Source organism: Bradyrhizobium ingae, from assembly GCF_055791185.1.
The window spans coordinates 20,116-36,305 of record NZ_JBVUBB010000026.1; the positions used below are offsets into that span (position 1 = coordinate 20,116).

Below are 16,190 nucleotides of genomic sequence, written 5' to 3' on the forward strand. Positions count from 1 at the left end.
CTTAACGCCGTCTCAAGCGCGTGCCATGCCGGTAGAAATGCGGAGTTTCGCATGATCTCCGGAGGTTCAGGCATGGAACCCCGCCTAACCCGCCCTTTACTCGTCCTGTGCATGGTCGCGCTTCACGCGACAATTTCGCGGACTCTGGGGCTCGTTTTTCAATGCCAATTGCGAATCTGAAATCCTACCTCGCTGCGGCGGTGCGGCTGTTTCGCGTGCCCGCCGACAATCCCGATCTGACCCGAGCCCAGTTCGACGCCTTCTCGAAGCAGATTCCGCTGCTCTACTTCATCCTGATCACCAACACTCTCGCGGTTGCGTATACCTACCTGCCGCTCGCCCCGGCCTGGCTGACGATGGTGGTGCCGTCGATACTGACCGCGTTTGCGGCCTTGCGGACGTTCTGGTGGCTGCGCCAGCGCCATCTCGTGCGCAGCGACGCGGACATCCTGAAGAACCTGCGCGCCACCAACTGGCTCACTGTTCCGATCGCGGTGGGATTCACCGCCTGGTCCTTCGCGCTCTACCCTTACGGCGATCCCTTCGCCAAGAGCCATGTTGCCTTCTATATGGCAGTGACCGTGATCGGCTGCATCTTCTCGCTGATGCACCTGCGCTCCGCCGCACTGATCGTCACGCTGCTCGTGGACATTCCCTATGTGATCTTCTACTTCGCGACGGGCGAGCCAACGTTGATGGCGATAGCGGTCAACGACCTCCTGGTGTCGGGCGCGTTGGTGACCGTGCTGTTCATCTATTACCGCGACTTCGCCGATCTCGTCGCATCCCGCAAATCGCTGCTCGCGCAGCAGGCCGCGACGCAGGCGCTCTCGGACGAAAACTTTCGTCTTGCCAATCTCGACTCGCTGACCGAGTTGCCGAACCGCCGCCGCTTCTTTGCCGAACTTGCCACCACCTTCGCTGACGCCGAGCACAAGAGTATCCGTCTCGCGGTCGGGATCATCGACCTCGACGGTTTCAAGCCGATCAACGACAATTACGGCCACACCGTCGGCGACCGCGTACTGATCGAAGCGGGCCGGCGCATCCGCCAGGTCTGCGAAGCTTTCGGCTCGCATCGCGTGGAGTTCGCGCGGCTCGGCGGCGACGAATTCGGTCTCGTGGTAAGCGGCGATCCCAGCGACGAGGATGTCGCCGAACTCGGTGCACGGATCGGCGACCGCGTCAAGCTGCCCTATCAACTCGACACGGCGCATACCGGGCTCTCCTGCTCGATCGGCTTTGCACAATATCCGCGCTCGGCGACGGATGCGGAAGCCCTCTACGAATGCGCCGACTATGCGCTCTACCACGCCAAGCGCCACGCGCGCGGCCGCACCGTGATTTTCTCGAGCGAGCTTGAAGCAGAGATCCGCAGCCGCGGCGTCATCGAGAACCTGTTGCGCACGGCAGACTTCGACGCGGAGATGGAGCTCGTCTTCCAGCCGATCGTCGACGCCATGAGCGAGCGCACCGCCGGCTTCGAGGTGCTTGCGCGCTGGCACTCACCGCGACTTGGTCTCGTCTCGCCGGCCGACTTCATCCCAGCAGCCGAGCGCATCGGCTTGATCCGCAGCCTGACCCAGGTACTCCTTGTTCGCGCACTCGCGGCAGCCAAGACGTGGCCCGACGATATCAGCCTGTCGTTCAACCTCTCGGCCCACGACATCTGTTCGTCCGACGGCATCCTGCCGTTGATCGCGGTGATCGAAAAGAGCGGCGTGCCGCCGCGGCGGATCGATTTCGAGATCACGGAGACCGCGGTCACCTTCGATTTCGTCCGGGCGCAGCAGTCGATTGCCGCGCTGAAAGCGATGGGCTGCGGCATTTCGCTTGACGATTTCGGCACGGGCTATTCGTCCCTCAGCCACGTTCACCGCCTGCCGCTCGACAAGATCAAGATCGATCGCAGCTTCGTCGCCGACGTCAACGACAATCCCGTGAGCCACAAGATCATCAAGTCGCTGACTGGCCTATGCGCGGACATGGAGATCGCGTGCGTCGTCGAAGGCGTCGAGACGCGCGCGCAGCTCGAGAGCCTCCGTCGCCTCGGCTGCGACTATATCCAGGGCTACTATTTCGCAAAACCGATGCGAAGAGACGCGGTCTCGGGCTATCTTACCGAAGAGCGACAGCGCCTCGGCGACGACGCCGCGCGCGCGAGAGCCTGAGCCGTTTCGCCGGCAGCCTCAACGCGGCTTCAAAAGCTCGCGCGCAACGATCAATTTCTGGACCTCGCTCGCGCCCTCGTAGATTCGTAGCGCGCGTATCTCGCGGTAGAGTCCCTCGACGATTTCGCCCTTGCGCACGCCGCGTCCGCCGAACATCTGCACGGCGCGGTCGATAACGCGCTGCGCGGTCTCGGTCGCCGTCAGTTTTGCCATCGCAGCTTCACGGGTGGTTGGAAGCCGCTGAACGTCCCGGCGCCAGGCCGCACGGTAGGTCAGAAGCGCTGCGGCATCGGTCTCGGTCGCCATGTCGCCGAGCGCGGCCTGGGTCAACTGAAGATCGCCGAGCGTTGCACCGAACATGTGCCTGCTCTGCGCATGCGACAACGCCTCATCGAGCGCGCGCCGGGCAAAACCGAGCGCGGCAGCGGCGACGGACGCGCGAAATATGTCGAGCGTCTGCATGGCGAGCTTGAAGCCGCCGCCGGGCGCACCAAGACGACGGCTTGCCGGGATCCGGCAATTCGTAAAGCGCAACGTCGCCAGCGGATGCGGCGCGATGACGTCGATACGCTCGGCAATGTCAAAGCCGGGATCACCGGGAAAGACGACAAAGGCCGAAATGCCGCGAGCGCCCGGCGCTTCCCCCGTTCTCGCGAACAGCGTGTAGACGTCGGCGATGCCGCCGTTGGATATCCAGGTCTTCTCGCCGTCGATGACGTAATCGTCGCCGTCGGCGCGCGCGGCGCAGGACATGGCCGCAACATCCGACCCTGCCTCCCTTTCGGATAGCGCGAAGGCCGACAGCCATTCGCCCGATCGAACTTTTGGCAGCACGGCTTTGCGCAGCTCCGCCGAGCCGCCGAGTGCGATCGCGCCGGACCCGAGCCCCTGCATGGCGAAGGCGAAATCGGCAAGGCCATCGGCATAGGCGAGCGACTCGCGCGACAGGCAGATCGAACGGGAGTCGATCGTCGTCGCATCGCCGTCGGGCGCGGCAACGGCGCAATCGAGCAACCCCGCCTCTCCCATCGCGCGCACGAGCTTGCGGCAGGCGCCGTCGACATCGTCGTGGTCGATCTTGTCGAGGGTCCCCGACCGCACGAAGCGGTCGAGCGCCTCACCGATCGCTTGATGGCGCGGTTCGAAGAACGGCCAGTCCAGCCAGTCGCGCCTGATCGCCTTGGCAACGGAGCTCATTTTGAAATCTCCTGCGCGGCCGCTGCCGCGGCACGGGCGAGATTGGTTTCATATTGGCCCTTGGCGGAGAGATATTGCTTGGGCCAGGTGACCGCGGTGATGCCGATGCGCGCGGCTTCGTGCAGCGTCCAGGCTGGATCGGCCAGGTGCGGCCGCGCAATGGCGCAGAGATCGGCACGGCCGGCGGCGAGGATCGAGTTGGCGTGATCGGCCTCGGAGATCGCACCGACCGCGATGGTCTCAATACCGACCTCATTGCGGATCAGGTCGGCGAACGGCGTCTGGTACAGGCGTCCGTAGATCGGCCGATCGTCCTTCCAGACCTGTCCCGACGAGCAATCGATCACGTCTGCGCCCGCTTCCTTGAACAGCGCAGAAAAGATCGCCGCATCGGCCGGCGTGTTGCCGCCCTCGGTCCAGTCATGGCAGGACAGACGCACCGACATCGGACGATCGGACGGCCACACCGCCCGCATTGCTCTGAACACTTCGAGCGGAAAACGCGCACGATTGTCGTGGCTGCCGCCGTATTCGTCGGTGCGCCGGTTGGTCAGCGGCGACAGGAAGCTCGACAGCAGATAGCCGTGCGCGCAATGGAGTTCGAGCCATTCGACGCCGGCTTCGGCGGCGCGACGCGTTGCTGCGACGAAATCGTCGCGCACCCGGTCCATGTCGCGGCGATCCATCGCTCGCGGCACCTGACCATGGGGCAGATAGGGCTGCGCCGATGCGGAGATCAGCGGCCAATTGCCCGACTCGAGCGGCTCGTCAATGCCCTCCCATGCGAGCCTCGTTGATCCCTTCCGGCCGGCATGGCCGAGCTGAATGCCGACTTTGGCGTGTCCAAGGCCATGGATCAGATCGACCAGGCGGCGCCACTGCGCCGCTTGCGCGTCATTCCAAAGGCCGAGACAGCCCGGCGTGATCCGCGCCTCCGGCGAGACGCAGGTCATCTCGGCAAAGATCAACCCTGCCCCGCCCATCGCGCGCGCACCGAGATGGGCGATGTGGAAATCGTTGATGAGCCCATCCTGCGCCGAATACATCGCCATCGGCGAGACCATGATTCGGTTGGCAAGGCTAAGCCCCCGCACGCGGTGGGGCGTGAGCATCGGCGGTGGCACGCGCTCGCCGTCCTTCACGGCTATCCCTGATCGCGCGGCAAACCAGCGCTCGAAGCCTTCCAGCCAGGTGCGGTCACGCAGGCGAAGGTTCTCATGGCTGATGCGCTGCGAACGCGTCAGCATCGAGTAGAAGAATTGCGGCGGCTCGAGCGTATCGGCATAGCGCCGGCCAACGACCTCGAACCATTCCATCGCGTTGCGCGCCGCATTCTGGATGCGGGCGACGTCGACGCGGCGCACATCCTCATACGCTTCCAGCACGCTTTCGATCTTGTCGCGGCTGTGGCCATGGCGATCGAACTGATTGGCGAGCTCGATGGCGTCGTCGAGCGCGAGCTTGGTGCCCGAGCCGATCGCGAAATGCGCGGTGTGCGCGGCATCGCCCATCAGCACGACATGGGACCGGCCGTTGAACACGCTCCATTTGCCGCAGATCAGGCGACTGAAATTGAGCCAGGCCGAACCGCGCAGATGGCGGGCGTTGGTCAAGAGCTTCGCACCGTCCAGGGTCTCGGCGAAGAGCTTTTCGCAGAATTCGATCGAGCCCTGCTGGTCGAGGTCGCCAAGCCCATGGCCGTCGTAGGCCTCTTCCGTGGTCTCGACGATGAAGGTCGAGGTTTCACTATCGAACTTGTAGATGTGCGCCTGGAACCAGCCGTGTTCGGTCCTGCGGAAGTCGAACGTGAAGGCGTCGAACGCCTTCTTGGTGCCCAGCCAGATATAGCGGTTCGGCCGGATCACCATGTCAGGCTGGAACTGTTCGGCGTAGCGGGCACGGATCCTGGAATTGACGCCGTCGGAAGCGATGATCAGGTCGGCGTCGGGGAATTCGAGATCGGATTCGACATCGCGTTCGAAAACGAGCTCGACGCCCAGCGCCTCGCAACGCCGCTGCAGGATGTTGAGCAGGTGCTTGCGCCCGATGCCGATGAAGCCATGGCCGGTCGTCCGCTGACGCGTCCCCTTGAAGACGAGCTCGATATCGTCCCAATGGTTGAAGGCGTCCTCGATCTCGGCCGCACTTTCGGGATCGGCGATCCGCATCGCCTGCATCATCGCATCGGAGAACACCACGCCCCAGCCGAATGTGTCGTAAGGCTTGTTGCGCTCGACGACAGTGACGACGTGCTCAGGGTGACGGCGCTTCATCAGGAGGCCCAGATAGAGCCCGGCCGGTCCGCCGCCGATACAGACTATGCGCATGATCCCTCGCTTTCGCGCGCCGCGCCGTGGAGAGCTGCAAGCTCTTTCAAAGCCGAGCTGCAAATTATTTTAAGTATAAAATATTTCGACGAACCGCGGGTTGTCAAGGCGTCACGGCCAGCCGGCTGGCACATGCCGGCCGCCGGCCGAAAAACGGCGATTTGTTAAGGGTTTGCCGAGCCCGTTGCCCAAAAACTACGGACGCAACGCGAGGTGTGCCCGGCCTTCGAACTTTCCATCGGCTCAGATTTCGAACACCTTCTTCTCGGTCTTGTGCAGACAGGGGCCGGGCCCCTCTTGACCGACGATGTAGTTGTCGCAGATCACCGCGAAGATGGAGGCGGTCTCGTAGCCCGGATGGACCGCGAAGTTCATGCCGGCGGCGATGCCCATGGTCTCGTCGTGGCGGATCAGGGGGCGTTCGACCATGTCGTAGCCCTGGCTGTGGGCATAAAGTCGGATTTCCGGCGGCAGACCATGATCGATCATGTAGGCGTCGTGGGCGGTCGCAATGTCGCGGGCGGTAGCGCCGGGCTTGAGCAGCGAGAGGGTGTAATCCTGTGCTGCCTTGACGGCCGCGAAGCCGTCGAGGAGTTCGGCCGATGCCTTGCCCAGGACCAAGGTCCGGGCGATTTCGCAGAAGAATCCGCCGGGGCCGTTGACCTCGATCAGAAGCGACAGATGATCGCCGGCCGAGAGCGGGCGCCCCTGGAAATGACGCCCCATGAAGGGCGAACGGATCCCGACCTTGGCTGATGCGCCAAGGAAGATGCCCTGCTCACTGCCAAGCTGTTGGGCTTTCATTTGCGCAGCCGACGTGATGTCGATGTCGCGCAGTCCGGGTCGGATGATCGAGCAGACGTGGCTGAAGACATCATCCTGCAGCGCGGCCGTGCCACGGATAAGCGCCTGTTCCTCGGCACTCTTGAAAGCCTTCAGCCCATCAAGCTCTTCAGTCATGTCGACAAAATCGACATTCGTCAGCTCTTGCCGCAAGCGCCGGCTGAAGCCGCTGAGGAAGCCCCCTTCGCTTGCGAACGCCACGCGCCGAACGCCGTGCTCGCGGATATCAGCAGCCGCCAGCTCCGCATCATAGCCGACGCTGTATTCGACAGATGAAAACGACGGTGTCGTCCTGATGGTACCGACACCCCGATGGATCGGATCTTCCCTGAGCTTGCGATGACCGCCGAACGGCCCCATCTCGACGACGCTCATCAGGTCATTCGTGTAAAACAGCACCGTACGCGGATAGCCGTTGTTCGCGGGGATATCCGTCAACCATTTGACGTTGCCGCCGAGCCAATCGTTGGTCGCCTGCACGATCAGCACGTCGACGGCGCGCTCCACCATCCCGGCCCGAATGGCGGCCCATCGCCGCTCGAGTTCGGTATTGCTGATACGAACAGGAATTCGCTCATGCGTCGTCATCATGCCGTGGCTCCCGCCGTGGTTAGGGAAACGCGATTTCGCCCCTGGTCGATCTGCCCTGCCGCATCCAGCAGATCCGCCGCACTGCCGCCGGCATGGACCCGGTGTCCTGGACATGCTTGCGCAACCTTTTCGGCCAGCGCCGGCGCGCAGGTGGTGATAGCAACAACATCAAGCGCGGTGTCAGCCATAGAGCACCTTGGGCAGCCACAATGCGAGCTGCGGGAATATCAGCAGGAGCGCCAGCAAGACGAAAGGTGCGATCAGGAACGGAAGAATGCCGCGGTAGATGCTGCCGAGCCTCACGTCGGGCACCTGGGCCTGGATCACGAACAGGTTCATGCCGACCGGCGGATGAATGAGGCCGAGCTCGACGACGATCACGACAATGATCGAGAACCAGACCGGATCGTAGCCATATTGCGCCACGAGCGGCAGAAACACCGGAACGGTAATCAGCACCATGCCGATTCCCTCCAGGAAACATCCGATCACCACATAGGCCGCGATGATGATGACCATGACCGCGAGACCCGGCAGGTGCAGCGACCTGGCTGCGCCGGCGAGCAGCTGCGGCAGCTGGGTCTGCACCACGAAGTTCGCGAAATAGGTCGCACCGATAATGATGGTAAACAACAGCGCCGATGTGATGACCGCGCCCTCCACGGCCTGGAAAAGCTGAGCCTTTGAGAGGCGGCGGCCGAGCGCGCCGAGCACGATGGCACCGAAAGCGCCGAGCGCCGCGGCCTCGGTGGGGCTGAAAATGCCGCCATAGATGCCGCCGATGGTCAGCACGAACAAAAGGACGAACTGCCAGGGCTGGCGAAGCGCAGCCAGCCGTTCACGCCAGGTGGATGGTTCGCCGAGCGGGGCCAGCTTCGGATTGAGATGTGCCGTGATCAGCGCCAACGCCACATAGGCCGCGGTCAGGATCACGGCTGGAAACAACGCGGCGGCGAATAGTTTCGGCACCGACTGCTCGGCAATGGCCCCATAGATCACCAGAATGATCGACGGTGGAACCAGGATACCGATCGAGCCGCCCGCGGCGACCGCGCCGGCGGCCAATCCATCTGCGTAGTTCGCCTTGCGCATTTCCGGGATCGCGATGCGCGACATGGTGGCGGCGGTCGCGATCGACGAGCCGCAGACCGCTCCAAAACAGGCCGACGCACCGATCGCCGCCACCGCAAGCCCGCCTCGCACGCCGGAAAGCAGCACGCGCGCGGTGTTGAAGAGGTCGGCGGACAACCGCGTGCTGGAGGCGACGTCGCCCATCAGGATGAAGAGCGGGATCACCGACAGCGGATAGGAGTTGGCGACGTCGAACGGCGTCGTTCCCAGCATGGTATAGGCCGCCGACCAGCCGTTGATCACGGTGTTGCCGGCGAGACCGACGATGATCAAAGCCGCCCAGACTGGAATTCGCAGGAACAAGAGCGCAAAGAGACCAAGGACACCGACTGCGCCGATCCACTGTACGCTCACGCAGGCTCTCCGGTCTCGCCATGTGCCGCGCGTGGAGGTGGGAGTGGCCGGAACAGAAGTCCGAACGCACTCAGAGTCGTACCGACGATTCCAACGATCGCGAATATCCAGAGCACCCAGACCTGCAAGCCCAGCTCGAGCTTGCGGTCGCCATAGTCGTAGGCCTGGAGCGCTGGCGCAATCATTGCCGTCGTGACCAGAACCAGGAGGGCGATCGACACGACGTCGGATAGCCGCACGAGAAGGCGCTCGGCGCGCACGCCGATCATGGAATCGATGACATCGATGACGATGTTCTTCCGCGCGAAGAAGCTCGCCGACATGCCGTGAAAGACGAATACGACAAGACATGCTTCAACGATGTCGTAGGCGCCGTGAATCGGCCGGTTGAACAGGAACCGCAGCGCGACGTCGGTACAGGTGCTGCACATCATGATCACCAACGCGATCATCGCGAGCCGCACCTGGGCGTTTTTCAGGCGTGTCGAGAAGGTTTCGAGAGAGGCAGTCGCCATTCGGCTCTCCGGGTCGTCGGGACGGGATCGGTCCCGCCCAGCGATTGAGCGGATCGTCACTGTGTATAGGCGTCGAGGAAGGCTTTCCCGGGCCGTCCGGTCTTCGTCAATTCGGCGAGCGCCTGGTCGCGCAAGGGCGCAAGAGTCTCCTTGATGCGGATGATTTCGGCTTCCGGCAATTGCGCGATCTGCACGCCCTTGGCGATCATGTAGTCGCGTCCGAGCTTCTCGCTGACATCAAACGCAGCACCGAATTGCTCGGCCATCGCCGGCCCCGTCGTTTTCTCGATCAGCTCCTGCAGATCGGCCGGGAGCGACTTGAACTTGTTCAGGTTCATCGCGACCGCAAAAGTGGCCGTGCTCACGCCAGGCTCAAGCGAATATTTCAGGACGGTGCCGAGATCAAAGCTCTGGCAGGCCTCATAGGGAAATGTCGCGCCGTCGATGATGCCCTTGGCAAGGCTGTCCGCCGTCTCTGCCGGCGGGACCGCCAGCGGCGCCGCGCCGAGCAGCGGAATGATTTGCGCCAATTGCTCTCCCGCATAGCGGATACGCAGGCCCTTGAAGTCATCGATTTTGGTGATCTGCCGCTTGCTCGTGTGGAACAAGACGGGATTGGTCACCGCCATCCAGAGTATCTTCATGCCGGCATGTTCGGAGGTGAGATAGGTCGGCGCCAGCTCCGTCAATCGGCGCGAGGTGACTGCGCTATTCTTGCCGGCGGTTGGCGACGAATAGGGCAACGCCACAAGGTCCATCATACGGAAACGACCGGGGGTCGCACCATGCAGACCGACGGCGATGTCGGCTACGCCGTTGCGGACCAGATCGAATTGCCGGTTGACCGGGCCGAGCTGTGACGCGGGGAAGATGCTAAGCGTGAGCTGACCTTTCGATTGCTCCGCGAGAACCTCGCCCCATTTGGTAAGCTCACGGTGAAAGGTGTGGTTGGGCGGAAGATAGTGCGAAACTCTCAGGGCGATCGGGTCGGCGCTGGCGCGCCTTATCGCAAATCCGCTGACAGCAACCCCCGACAGCCCCCCGAGCAAGGCCAAACGCCGCGTTATCATCACGCCTCCTCCTGATTGGCGGGTCGCTTACCCACCCGCAGCAGTCCGAATGCCTCTGCGGACATTTGATGTCGTACTGCTATACGGTACTCCTGTATTGTATTACGGGTTACAAGGCAAGAGGCTCACGATTGCCGTCGTCAGCGAGACAGGATCGCTTCCACTCTTCGCCTGAAGCTGAGGAGCTGGTCCGCCAGGCGATCGCGATTTTCGAGGAAGCGCTGCGTCGGCACCGGAATCGATATCGCCACCGGCCGCCCAAAGTGATCGATCATTGCGGTGCCGATCGCACTGATGCCGTCACCGTGCTCCTCAAGATCATAGGCGAGATGCGTGCGCCGCGTGTCATTCAATTCGTCCGCCAGGCGCTTGCGATTGGTGAGCGGATATTCGGGATGCTCTGCGAGACTCTTCTCGAGAAGTTCGCTGCTCTCCTCCAGAGAGAAGCAGGCGAGAACTGCCTTGCCGTTGGCCGTGCAATGCAGCGGAAAGCGCTCACCGATCGCGGAAAGCGCAGTCAGCCGCTGGCGTCCGGGCACCTGATCAATGAAGACGGCGGAGCCGCCAGAGAGCACGGAGAGATCGACCGTCTCACCAACCTCCTCGCCCAGCGAGACCAGATGCGGGCGGATGATATCGGCTGAGTTGGCCCCGACGGAAGCTGCGATACGCAACAAGCCCGTGCCGATGCGCACCTCGCCCGGGCCTGTCGAGGTGACGAAATCCTCGGCCATCAATGCTGCGACAATGCGCTGAACCGTCGAACGCGCAAGATTCACCGACTTGGCGATCTGACCGAGACTCAAGCCATTGGGATGGCTTTCCAGCGTGCGCAGGATGCTGCCCGCACGCGCCAGCACCTGAATGCCGTTGCTGCCTCGATCCTCTGACGAGCGAGCTTGGGTTGATCGGGGGCGGTGTGCCCGCGATGCGGCTTTCGGCATCTGCGCTTATCCTTCAATCGACAATGGCAACGGCTTCGCCCCAACCGCTCCTGGACGCAACCACGACAACGGCCCCTTGCATCGGTCGCGACTCTGAAAGCCGCTGTACCACAACGCGGTGCAAACATGCAGCGTTACTGACCTAGTCTGCCAACGCCATGCAGCGCTCGCGCTTCCAAAAGGCAACGCTCAGTCATCTGCGGGATGCCTCATTATCGCAGCAAAAAGCCGCGGATTTCCTGCGCCACAGCTGCCTCTCTTGCCGAGCTCGGCTGTCCTTCCCTGCCGACGACCTTGTCGGCCAGCCGAATGGACAATGCATTTTTGGTTGACCTTACCCACAACATGGTACATCTGTATCACTATATGGAGCAACCAAAAACGAAGGTCATGCTCCGCCGCGAGTTCGTCTCGCGGAAGATAAAGAGATTCAGAGGAGGGACGCATGTCCATCGAGGTGCGTGGCATCAAATTCCAGAGCAACTCTGACAATGCCATGGGGCTGAAGTTCACCAATCTCTCGCACCGCTGGGGCTTTCAATGCCCGAACTGGCCCTACTTCGAAGACGTCAAGATCGAGCGTATCCACTACATGGCGAAGTCGGGTGTGCTGTCGCAGCGCATCACGACGTCGATGCATTCCACGACGCATATCGATGCACCGGCCCATGTGGTGCAGGGAACGCCGTTCATTGACGAAGTCCCGCTGCCGCATTTCTTCGGTTCGGGAATCGTCGTTTCCATCCCGAAGAAAAAGTGGGAGTCGATCACCGCGGACGACCTCCAGAAGGCCTGCGGTCACGCGATCCGTCCGCACGACGTGCTGATCATCAACACCGGCTGGCATAAGGTCTACGAGGACGGCGACTACTTCGCCTACTGCCCCGGCCTCGTTCCCTCCGCCGCAGACTGGATGGTGGACAAGCAAATCAAGGTCGTCGGTCATGATACCCAGGCCAATGACCATCCGCTGGCCACCGCAATCGGCCAACACCGCAACGGTCCGCTGCTGCCGCATCTCAAGGAGGAATATCGCGTGTGGTCCGGTGGCCGTGACTGGGCCGACGATTTTCCGGAATGGGAGCCGGTGCACAACAAGCTGTTCAAGCACGGCATCCTCGGAATCGAGAATGTCGGCGGCGATCTCGACGAGGTCACCGGCAAGCGCTGTACCTTCGCCTTCTTTCCCTGGAATTGGGATCGCGGTGATGGCTGCATCATCCGCCTCGTCGCCATCACCGATCCGAAGCAGGCCTATCGGATCGAGAAAGGTGAGGCGTTCTAATGCACCTCAAACGCTTTGCAGACGCCAAGCCCTATGACGCGCCCAATCACCATGGCGTGGTTGGTCTACGTCTCCAGGGCTTTGAACCGGGAGGCCCCACCAATCAGTGGGTCGGGCTCTCGCAGTTCCTGCCTGGCGGCGGCGCCGGGCCGGACTCCACGCCGTTCGAGAAGGTCTATGTCGTTCTCGACGGCGAAATGACTGTCATCATCGACGGGCGCGAGACCGTGCTCGGCCGCTATGACAGCTGCACGATCGCGCCCGGCGAGATCCGGGAGATCGTCAACCGCCGCAACGATGTTTGCACCATGCTGGTCGTCATTCCCTATCCGCCAGGAGTGAAGCCATGACCGCGTCCGCCGACTTCCTGAAGAATCCGCTGTCACTGTTCGATATCCGCGGCAAGACGGCCATCGTCACCGGTGCCTCCGGCGCATTCGGCGCGCTCGCCGTGCAGGTGTTGGCTGGCGCGGGCGCGAAGATCGCCGCTGTCGCGGGCAATGCCGCAGCGCTGGACGACACGGCGAAAGCAGCGCGGGCGCTCGGAGCCGAAGTCCTGTCAATCAAGGCTCGCCCGACCGACGAGGCTGTCTGCGAGGACATCGTCGCGCAGACGGTCACGGCCTTCGGCGGCATCGATATTCTCGTCGTCGCCTCCGGCAAGAATGACGTCAGCAAGATCGTCGACATGGCGCCGGCGCGCTTTCTCGACGTGATGGATGCCAACGTGACCCAGTCATGGCTGATGGCGAAGGCCGCCGGCAAGCAGATGCTGGCGCAGGGCCGCGGCGGCAAGATCGTGCTGATGTCCTCCGCGCGCGGCAAGCTCGGGCATCCCGCCGGTTACTCGGCCTATTGCGCCTCGAAGTCGGCGGTCGACGGCATCACCCGGGCGCTTGGCTGCGAATGGGGCGACACCGGCATTACCGTCAATGCGATCGCACCGACCGTGTTTCGCTCCCCCCTCACCGCCTGGATGTTCGAGGATACCGAGCGCGCCCGTGACGTGCGCAAGGGCTTTCTCGCGCGGGTACCCAAGGGCCGGCTCGGCGAGCCGCAGGATCTCGCCGGCCCCCTGTTGTTCCTCGTCTCGAAAGCATCGGACTTCTACACCGGGCACATCCTCGATGCCGACGGCGGTTACACGGCGGGCTGACCTTCGCCGCGGATTCCTTTCGATACATGGAGGCCGACATGTTGCGAAAAATCGGCGTCATCGGCGGCGGCACCATGGGGCATGGTATCGCCGCGGCCTTCGCATTGCATGATCTCTCGGTGCATCTATACGAGCCGTTGGCGAAACAACGGAGCGGGATCATCCCGGCAGTTGCCGCTGGCTACGAGTTGTTGGTCGAAGAAGAGTTCATCGATGCGCGGACCGCTTCGGTCGCACTCGGCCGGATCAAGATATTCGACGAGCTTGCGCCGACCGTCGTCGATCGCGACTTCGTCGTGGAGGCGATCCCCGAGCGGATGGAATTGAAGCAGGCTCTGTTCGCCGAGCTCGACCGGCTCTGCCCTCCGGAGACTATCTTCGCCACCAACACGTCCAGCCTGCCGCTCGCGCCGATGATCGCGGACCTGCCTTCTTCCAGGCGCGGCCGTACGCTGGTGACGCATTGGTACAATCCACCACTGATCATGCCGCTGGTCGAGATTTCCGCCTTCGGCAACATGACGGCCGAGATTTACGACTCCGTCGCAACACTCCATCAGGCGATTGGCAAGCGCACGGCAAAGATCCTGAAGGACATTCCGGGCCTCGTCGCCAATCGGATCCAGCAGGCAGTGGCGCGCGAGGTGTTCTCGCTGATCGAGCAAGGCGCGGCCGACGCGGCCGACATCGACACTGCGCTGAAATTCGGGCCTGCTTTCCGATACGCCACCACCGGCCAGCTCGAGGTGGCCGATTTCGGCGGCCTCGATATCTGGCTCACGGTCGGAGATAATCTCCTCTCCGTCATGGACGCCTCACGCGAAGCAAGCCCGCTGCTGAGACGGAAGGTCGCCGAGGGCAAGCTCGGCGTGAAGACCGGAGCTGGCTTCTACAGCTATGACGACGCCGCCCTTCCCGCAATCCGCCGTGCCTTTCTCGGACGACTGGTGAAACAGCTCAAGGCGTCACGCGCCTATTCGTAAGCATTCAGGCGCGATCTGCGCCGCGCAAGAGGGAAGTCACTCATGGCCGACACCATCATCACCGTAGCTCCCACCGGCGCGTTTCCCACCAAAGAACACAATCCGGCCATCCCCCTTTCGCCACGCGAAATCGCCGAAGACGTCCACGAGTGCTGGCAGGCCGGCGCCGGCATTGCCCATCTGCACATGCGCGACGATGCCGGCAAGGGCACGATGGACAAGGGCCGCTTCATCGAGACGGTTGGCCGCATTCGCGAGCGCTGCGACATCGTGTTGAACCTGACGACGTCGGGCGATCTCAACGCCACGGATGACACCCGCATGGCTCATCTGATCGAATTGAAGCCCGAGCTCGCCTCCTTCGATGCCGGCTCGATGAACTGGATGCATTCGACCCTGTTCATCAACCACCCGGCATTTCTCGAAAGGCTCGCCGGCGTGATGAACGACAACGGCGTAAAGCCCGAGATCGAGGTGTTCGATCCCGGCATGTTCTATAACGCCACGCACTATATGAAAAAGGGAATCCTGCGCGGTCCCGGTTATTTCCAGTTCGTGCTCGGCGCTGCCGGCGGCATTGCCGCAACAGTCGAGAACCTCGTCTTCCTCAAGAGCCTGCTGCCAGCGGACGCTCCCTGGTCGGCGTTCGGCATCGGCGCGGGACATTTGCCGATCCTGTTCGCAACCCTGGCACTCGGTGGCCACATCCGCGTCGGCATGGAGGACAATGTGTTCTATGCCAAGGGGCGTCTCGCCAAGAACAACGCCGAATTCGTCGCTCGCGCCGCGCGCCTCGTCCGCGAGGCCAATGGCAGCGTCGCGACTCCGGCCAGCGCCCGCGAGATCCTCGATCTTCCATCGCGCGCATCGCTTGCCGCCTAGCACGACGACACCGCGCCGATACGGCGCGGACCACGATCCGACGGCCAAACGTCGCGACGTTCATTTCGGGAGGACGCCATGGAATTCGAGGACTGCAACCTGCTGCTCGACCCGGGTTATCTACCGTTCGAGTCGGGCTACAAGGACCTCTCCGGGGGCAAGAAGCTGGTTGCCGCCCTGACCCGCATGCCGGGCTGCCGCGCCAAGATGGTGCACTGGTGGTTCGGCTGGCTCGGCGGCATCGAGCAATACAAGCTCTGGCATCCGCGTGATCATGTCGCCAGCGACTGGGTGAACCGGGTCGACGGAAACTATATCGGCGCCTCCCACGTCGTCAGCGAATATCTCGCCGGCCCGACCGGACCCGTCTACGATCTCACCATCGACTTCCACCATCCCCACGAGATCTTCGACGCCGCGCGCTACGACGACTCGGGCGCGGTCGCGATCTGCGCCCGGATCGGCGACCAGGATGCTCCGGTCCATGTCGGTCGCATGACTCACTTCGTGCGCAACACCGATTACGGCTGCGAAATGCGCTCGCGCTTCTGGCTCGGCATTCTTGCAGACAAGACGACGCGCGAACCCGTCCCGGAGCACATCGCCGTTGAAGCGCGCAAACGCCAGCTCAACGACGATTTCGCGCGTCGCCTGCATCAGCATGCCACCGAGGAGATGGGTTATCTCGCGGAGATCCTGCCGGTGCTGTATCGCCGCTACACCGGCGACAACGCGTTCTGA

At 62.8% G+C, this 16,190-nt stretch carries 14 protein-coding genes; 7 read left to right on the plus strand and 7 right to left on the minus strand.

The genetic code is table 11. The annotated features are described in order from the left end of the window. The first annotated feature begins 161 nt into the window (after positions 1–161). Positions 162–2,171, plus strand: a complete 2,010-nt coding sequence (locus tag ACV1FX_RS29060) for a putative bifunctional diguanylate cyclase/phosphodiesterase (RefSeq protein WP_473120992.1) — start codon at positions 162–164, stop codon at positions 2,169–2,171. An 18-nt stretch (positions 2,172–2,189) separates the two neighbouring features. On the opposite strand, the gene ACV1FX_RS29065 is transcribed toward ACV1FX_RS29060, so the two are convergent. The 7 genes from ACV1FX_RS29065 to ACV1FX_RS29095 all read right to left on the minus strand — a co-directional run bounded on the left by ACV1FX_RS29065 (position 2,190) and on the right by ACV1FX_RS29095 (position 11,143). Further along, positions 2,190–3,368, minus strand: coding sequence for an acyl-CoA dehydrogenase family protein (locus ACV1FX_RS29065; protein ID WP_473120993.1), 1,179 nt, complete (start codon positions 3,366–3,368; stop codon positions 2,190–2,192). Beyond that, entirely contained in the window at positions 3,365–5,695 is a 2,331-nt protein-coding gene (locus tag ACV1FX_RS29070; protein WP_473120994.1) for a bifunctional salicylyl-CoA 5-hydroxylase/oxidoreductase, read from the minus strand. Before ACV1FX_RS29070 ends, ACV1FX_RS29065 begins: the two co-directional genes overlap by 4 nt. A gap of 243 nt (positions 5,696–5,938) precedes the next feature. Next, on the minus strand, positions 5,939–7,129 hold the full coding sequence (locus ACV1FX_RS29075) for a M24 family metallopeptidase (RefSeq protein WP_473120995.1): 1,191 nt from the start codon (positions 7,127–7,129) through the stop codon (positions 5,939–5,941). A 180-nt stretch (positions 7,130–7,309) separates the two neighbouring features. Continuing rightward, entirely contained in the window at positions 7,310–8,614 is a 1,305-nt protein-coding gene (locus tag ACV1FX_RS29080) for a TRAP transporter large permease (RefSeq protein WP_473120996.1), read from the minus strand. Next, entirely contained in the window at positions 8,611–9,129 is a 519-nt protein-coding gene (locus ACV1FX_RS29085; protein WP_473120997.1) for a TRAP transporter small permease, read from the minus strand. The genes ACV1FX_RS29080 and ACV1FX_RS29085 overlap by 4 nt, the downstream gene beginning before the upstream one ends. A gap of 56 nt (positions 9,130–9,185) precedes the next feature. Further along, positions 9,186–10,199, minus strand: coding sequence for a TRAP transporter substrate-binding protein (locus ACV1FX_RS29090; protein ID WP_473120998.1), 1,014 nt, complete (start codon positions 10,197–10,199; stop codon positions 9,186–9,188). 140 nt (positions 10,200–10,339) lie between these two features. Then, positions 10,340–11,143 carry an IclR family transcriptional regulator gene (locus ACV1FX_RS29095; RefSeq protein ID WP_473120999.1) on the minus strand — a complete coding sequence of 268 codons (804 nt, stop codon included), beginning with the start codon at positions 11,141–11,143 and terminating at the stop codon, positions 10,340–10,342. Positions 11,144–11,588: 445 nt separating this feature from the next. Here ACV1FX_RS29095 and ACV1FX_RS29100 point away from each other — a divergent pair, with 445 nt between their 5' ends. The 6 genes from ACV1FX_RS29100 (at position 11,589) to ACV1FX_RS29125 (ending at position 16,190) form a co-directional block, all read left to right on the plus strand. Next, a complete protein-coding gene (locus ACV1FX_RS29100; RefSeq protein WP_473121000.1) occupies positions 11,589–12,428 on the plus strand; it encodes a cyclase family protein in 840 nt (279 codons plus the stop codon). Further along, a complete protein-coding gene (locus ACV1FX_RS29105; RefSeq protein ID WP_473121001.1) occupies positions 12,428–12,778 on the plus strand; it encodes a cupin domain-containing protein in 351 nt (116 codons plus the stop codon). Before ACV1FX_RS29100 ends, ACV1FX_RS29105 begins: the two co-directional genes overlap by 1 nt. Continuing rightward, positions 12,775–13,584, plus strand: a complete 810-nt coding sequence (locus tag ACV1FX_RS29110) for an SDR family NAD(P)-dependent oxidoreductase (protein ID WP_473121002.1) — start codon at positions 12,775–12,777, stop codon at positions 13,582–13,584. Before ACV1FX_RS29105 ends, ACV1FX_RS29110 begins: the two co-directional genes overlap by 4 nt. Positions 13,585–13,622: 38 nt before the next feature. After that, positions 13,623–14,567 carry a 3-hydroxyacyl-CoA dehydrogenase family protein gene (locus tag ACV1FX_RS29115; RefSeq protein WP_473121003.1) on the plus strand — a complete coding sequence of 315 codons (945 nt, stop codon included), beginning with the start codon at positions 13,623–13,625 and terminating at the stop codon, positions 14,565–14,567. 42 nt (positions 14,568–14,609) lie between these two features. Next, complete coding sequence (locus ACV1FX_RS29120; protein ID WP_473121004.1) at positions 14,610–15,449, plus strand: beta-keto acid cleavage family enzyme; 840 nt, start codon at positions 14,610–14,612, stop codon at positions 15,447–15,449. Between the two features lie 78 nt (positions 15,450–15,527). Then, positions 15,528–16,190, plus strand: a complete 663-nt coding sequence (locus ACV1FX_RS29125; protein WP_473121005.1) for a DAPG hydrolase family protein — start codon at positions 15,528–15,530, stop codon at positions 16,188–16,190.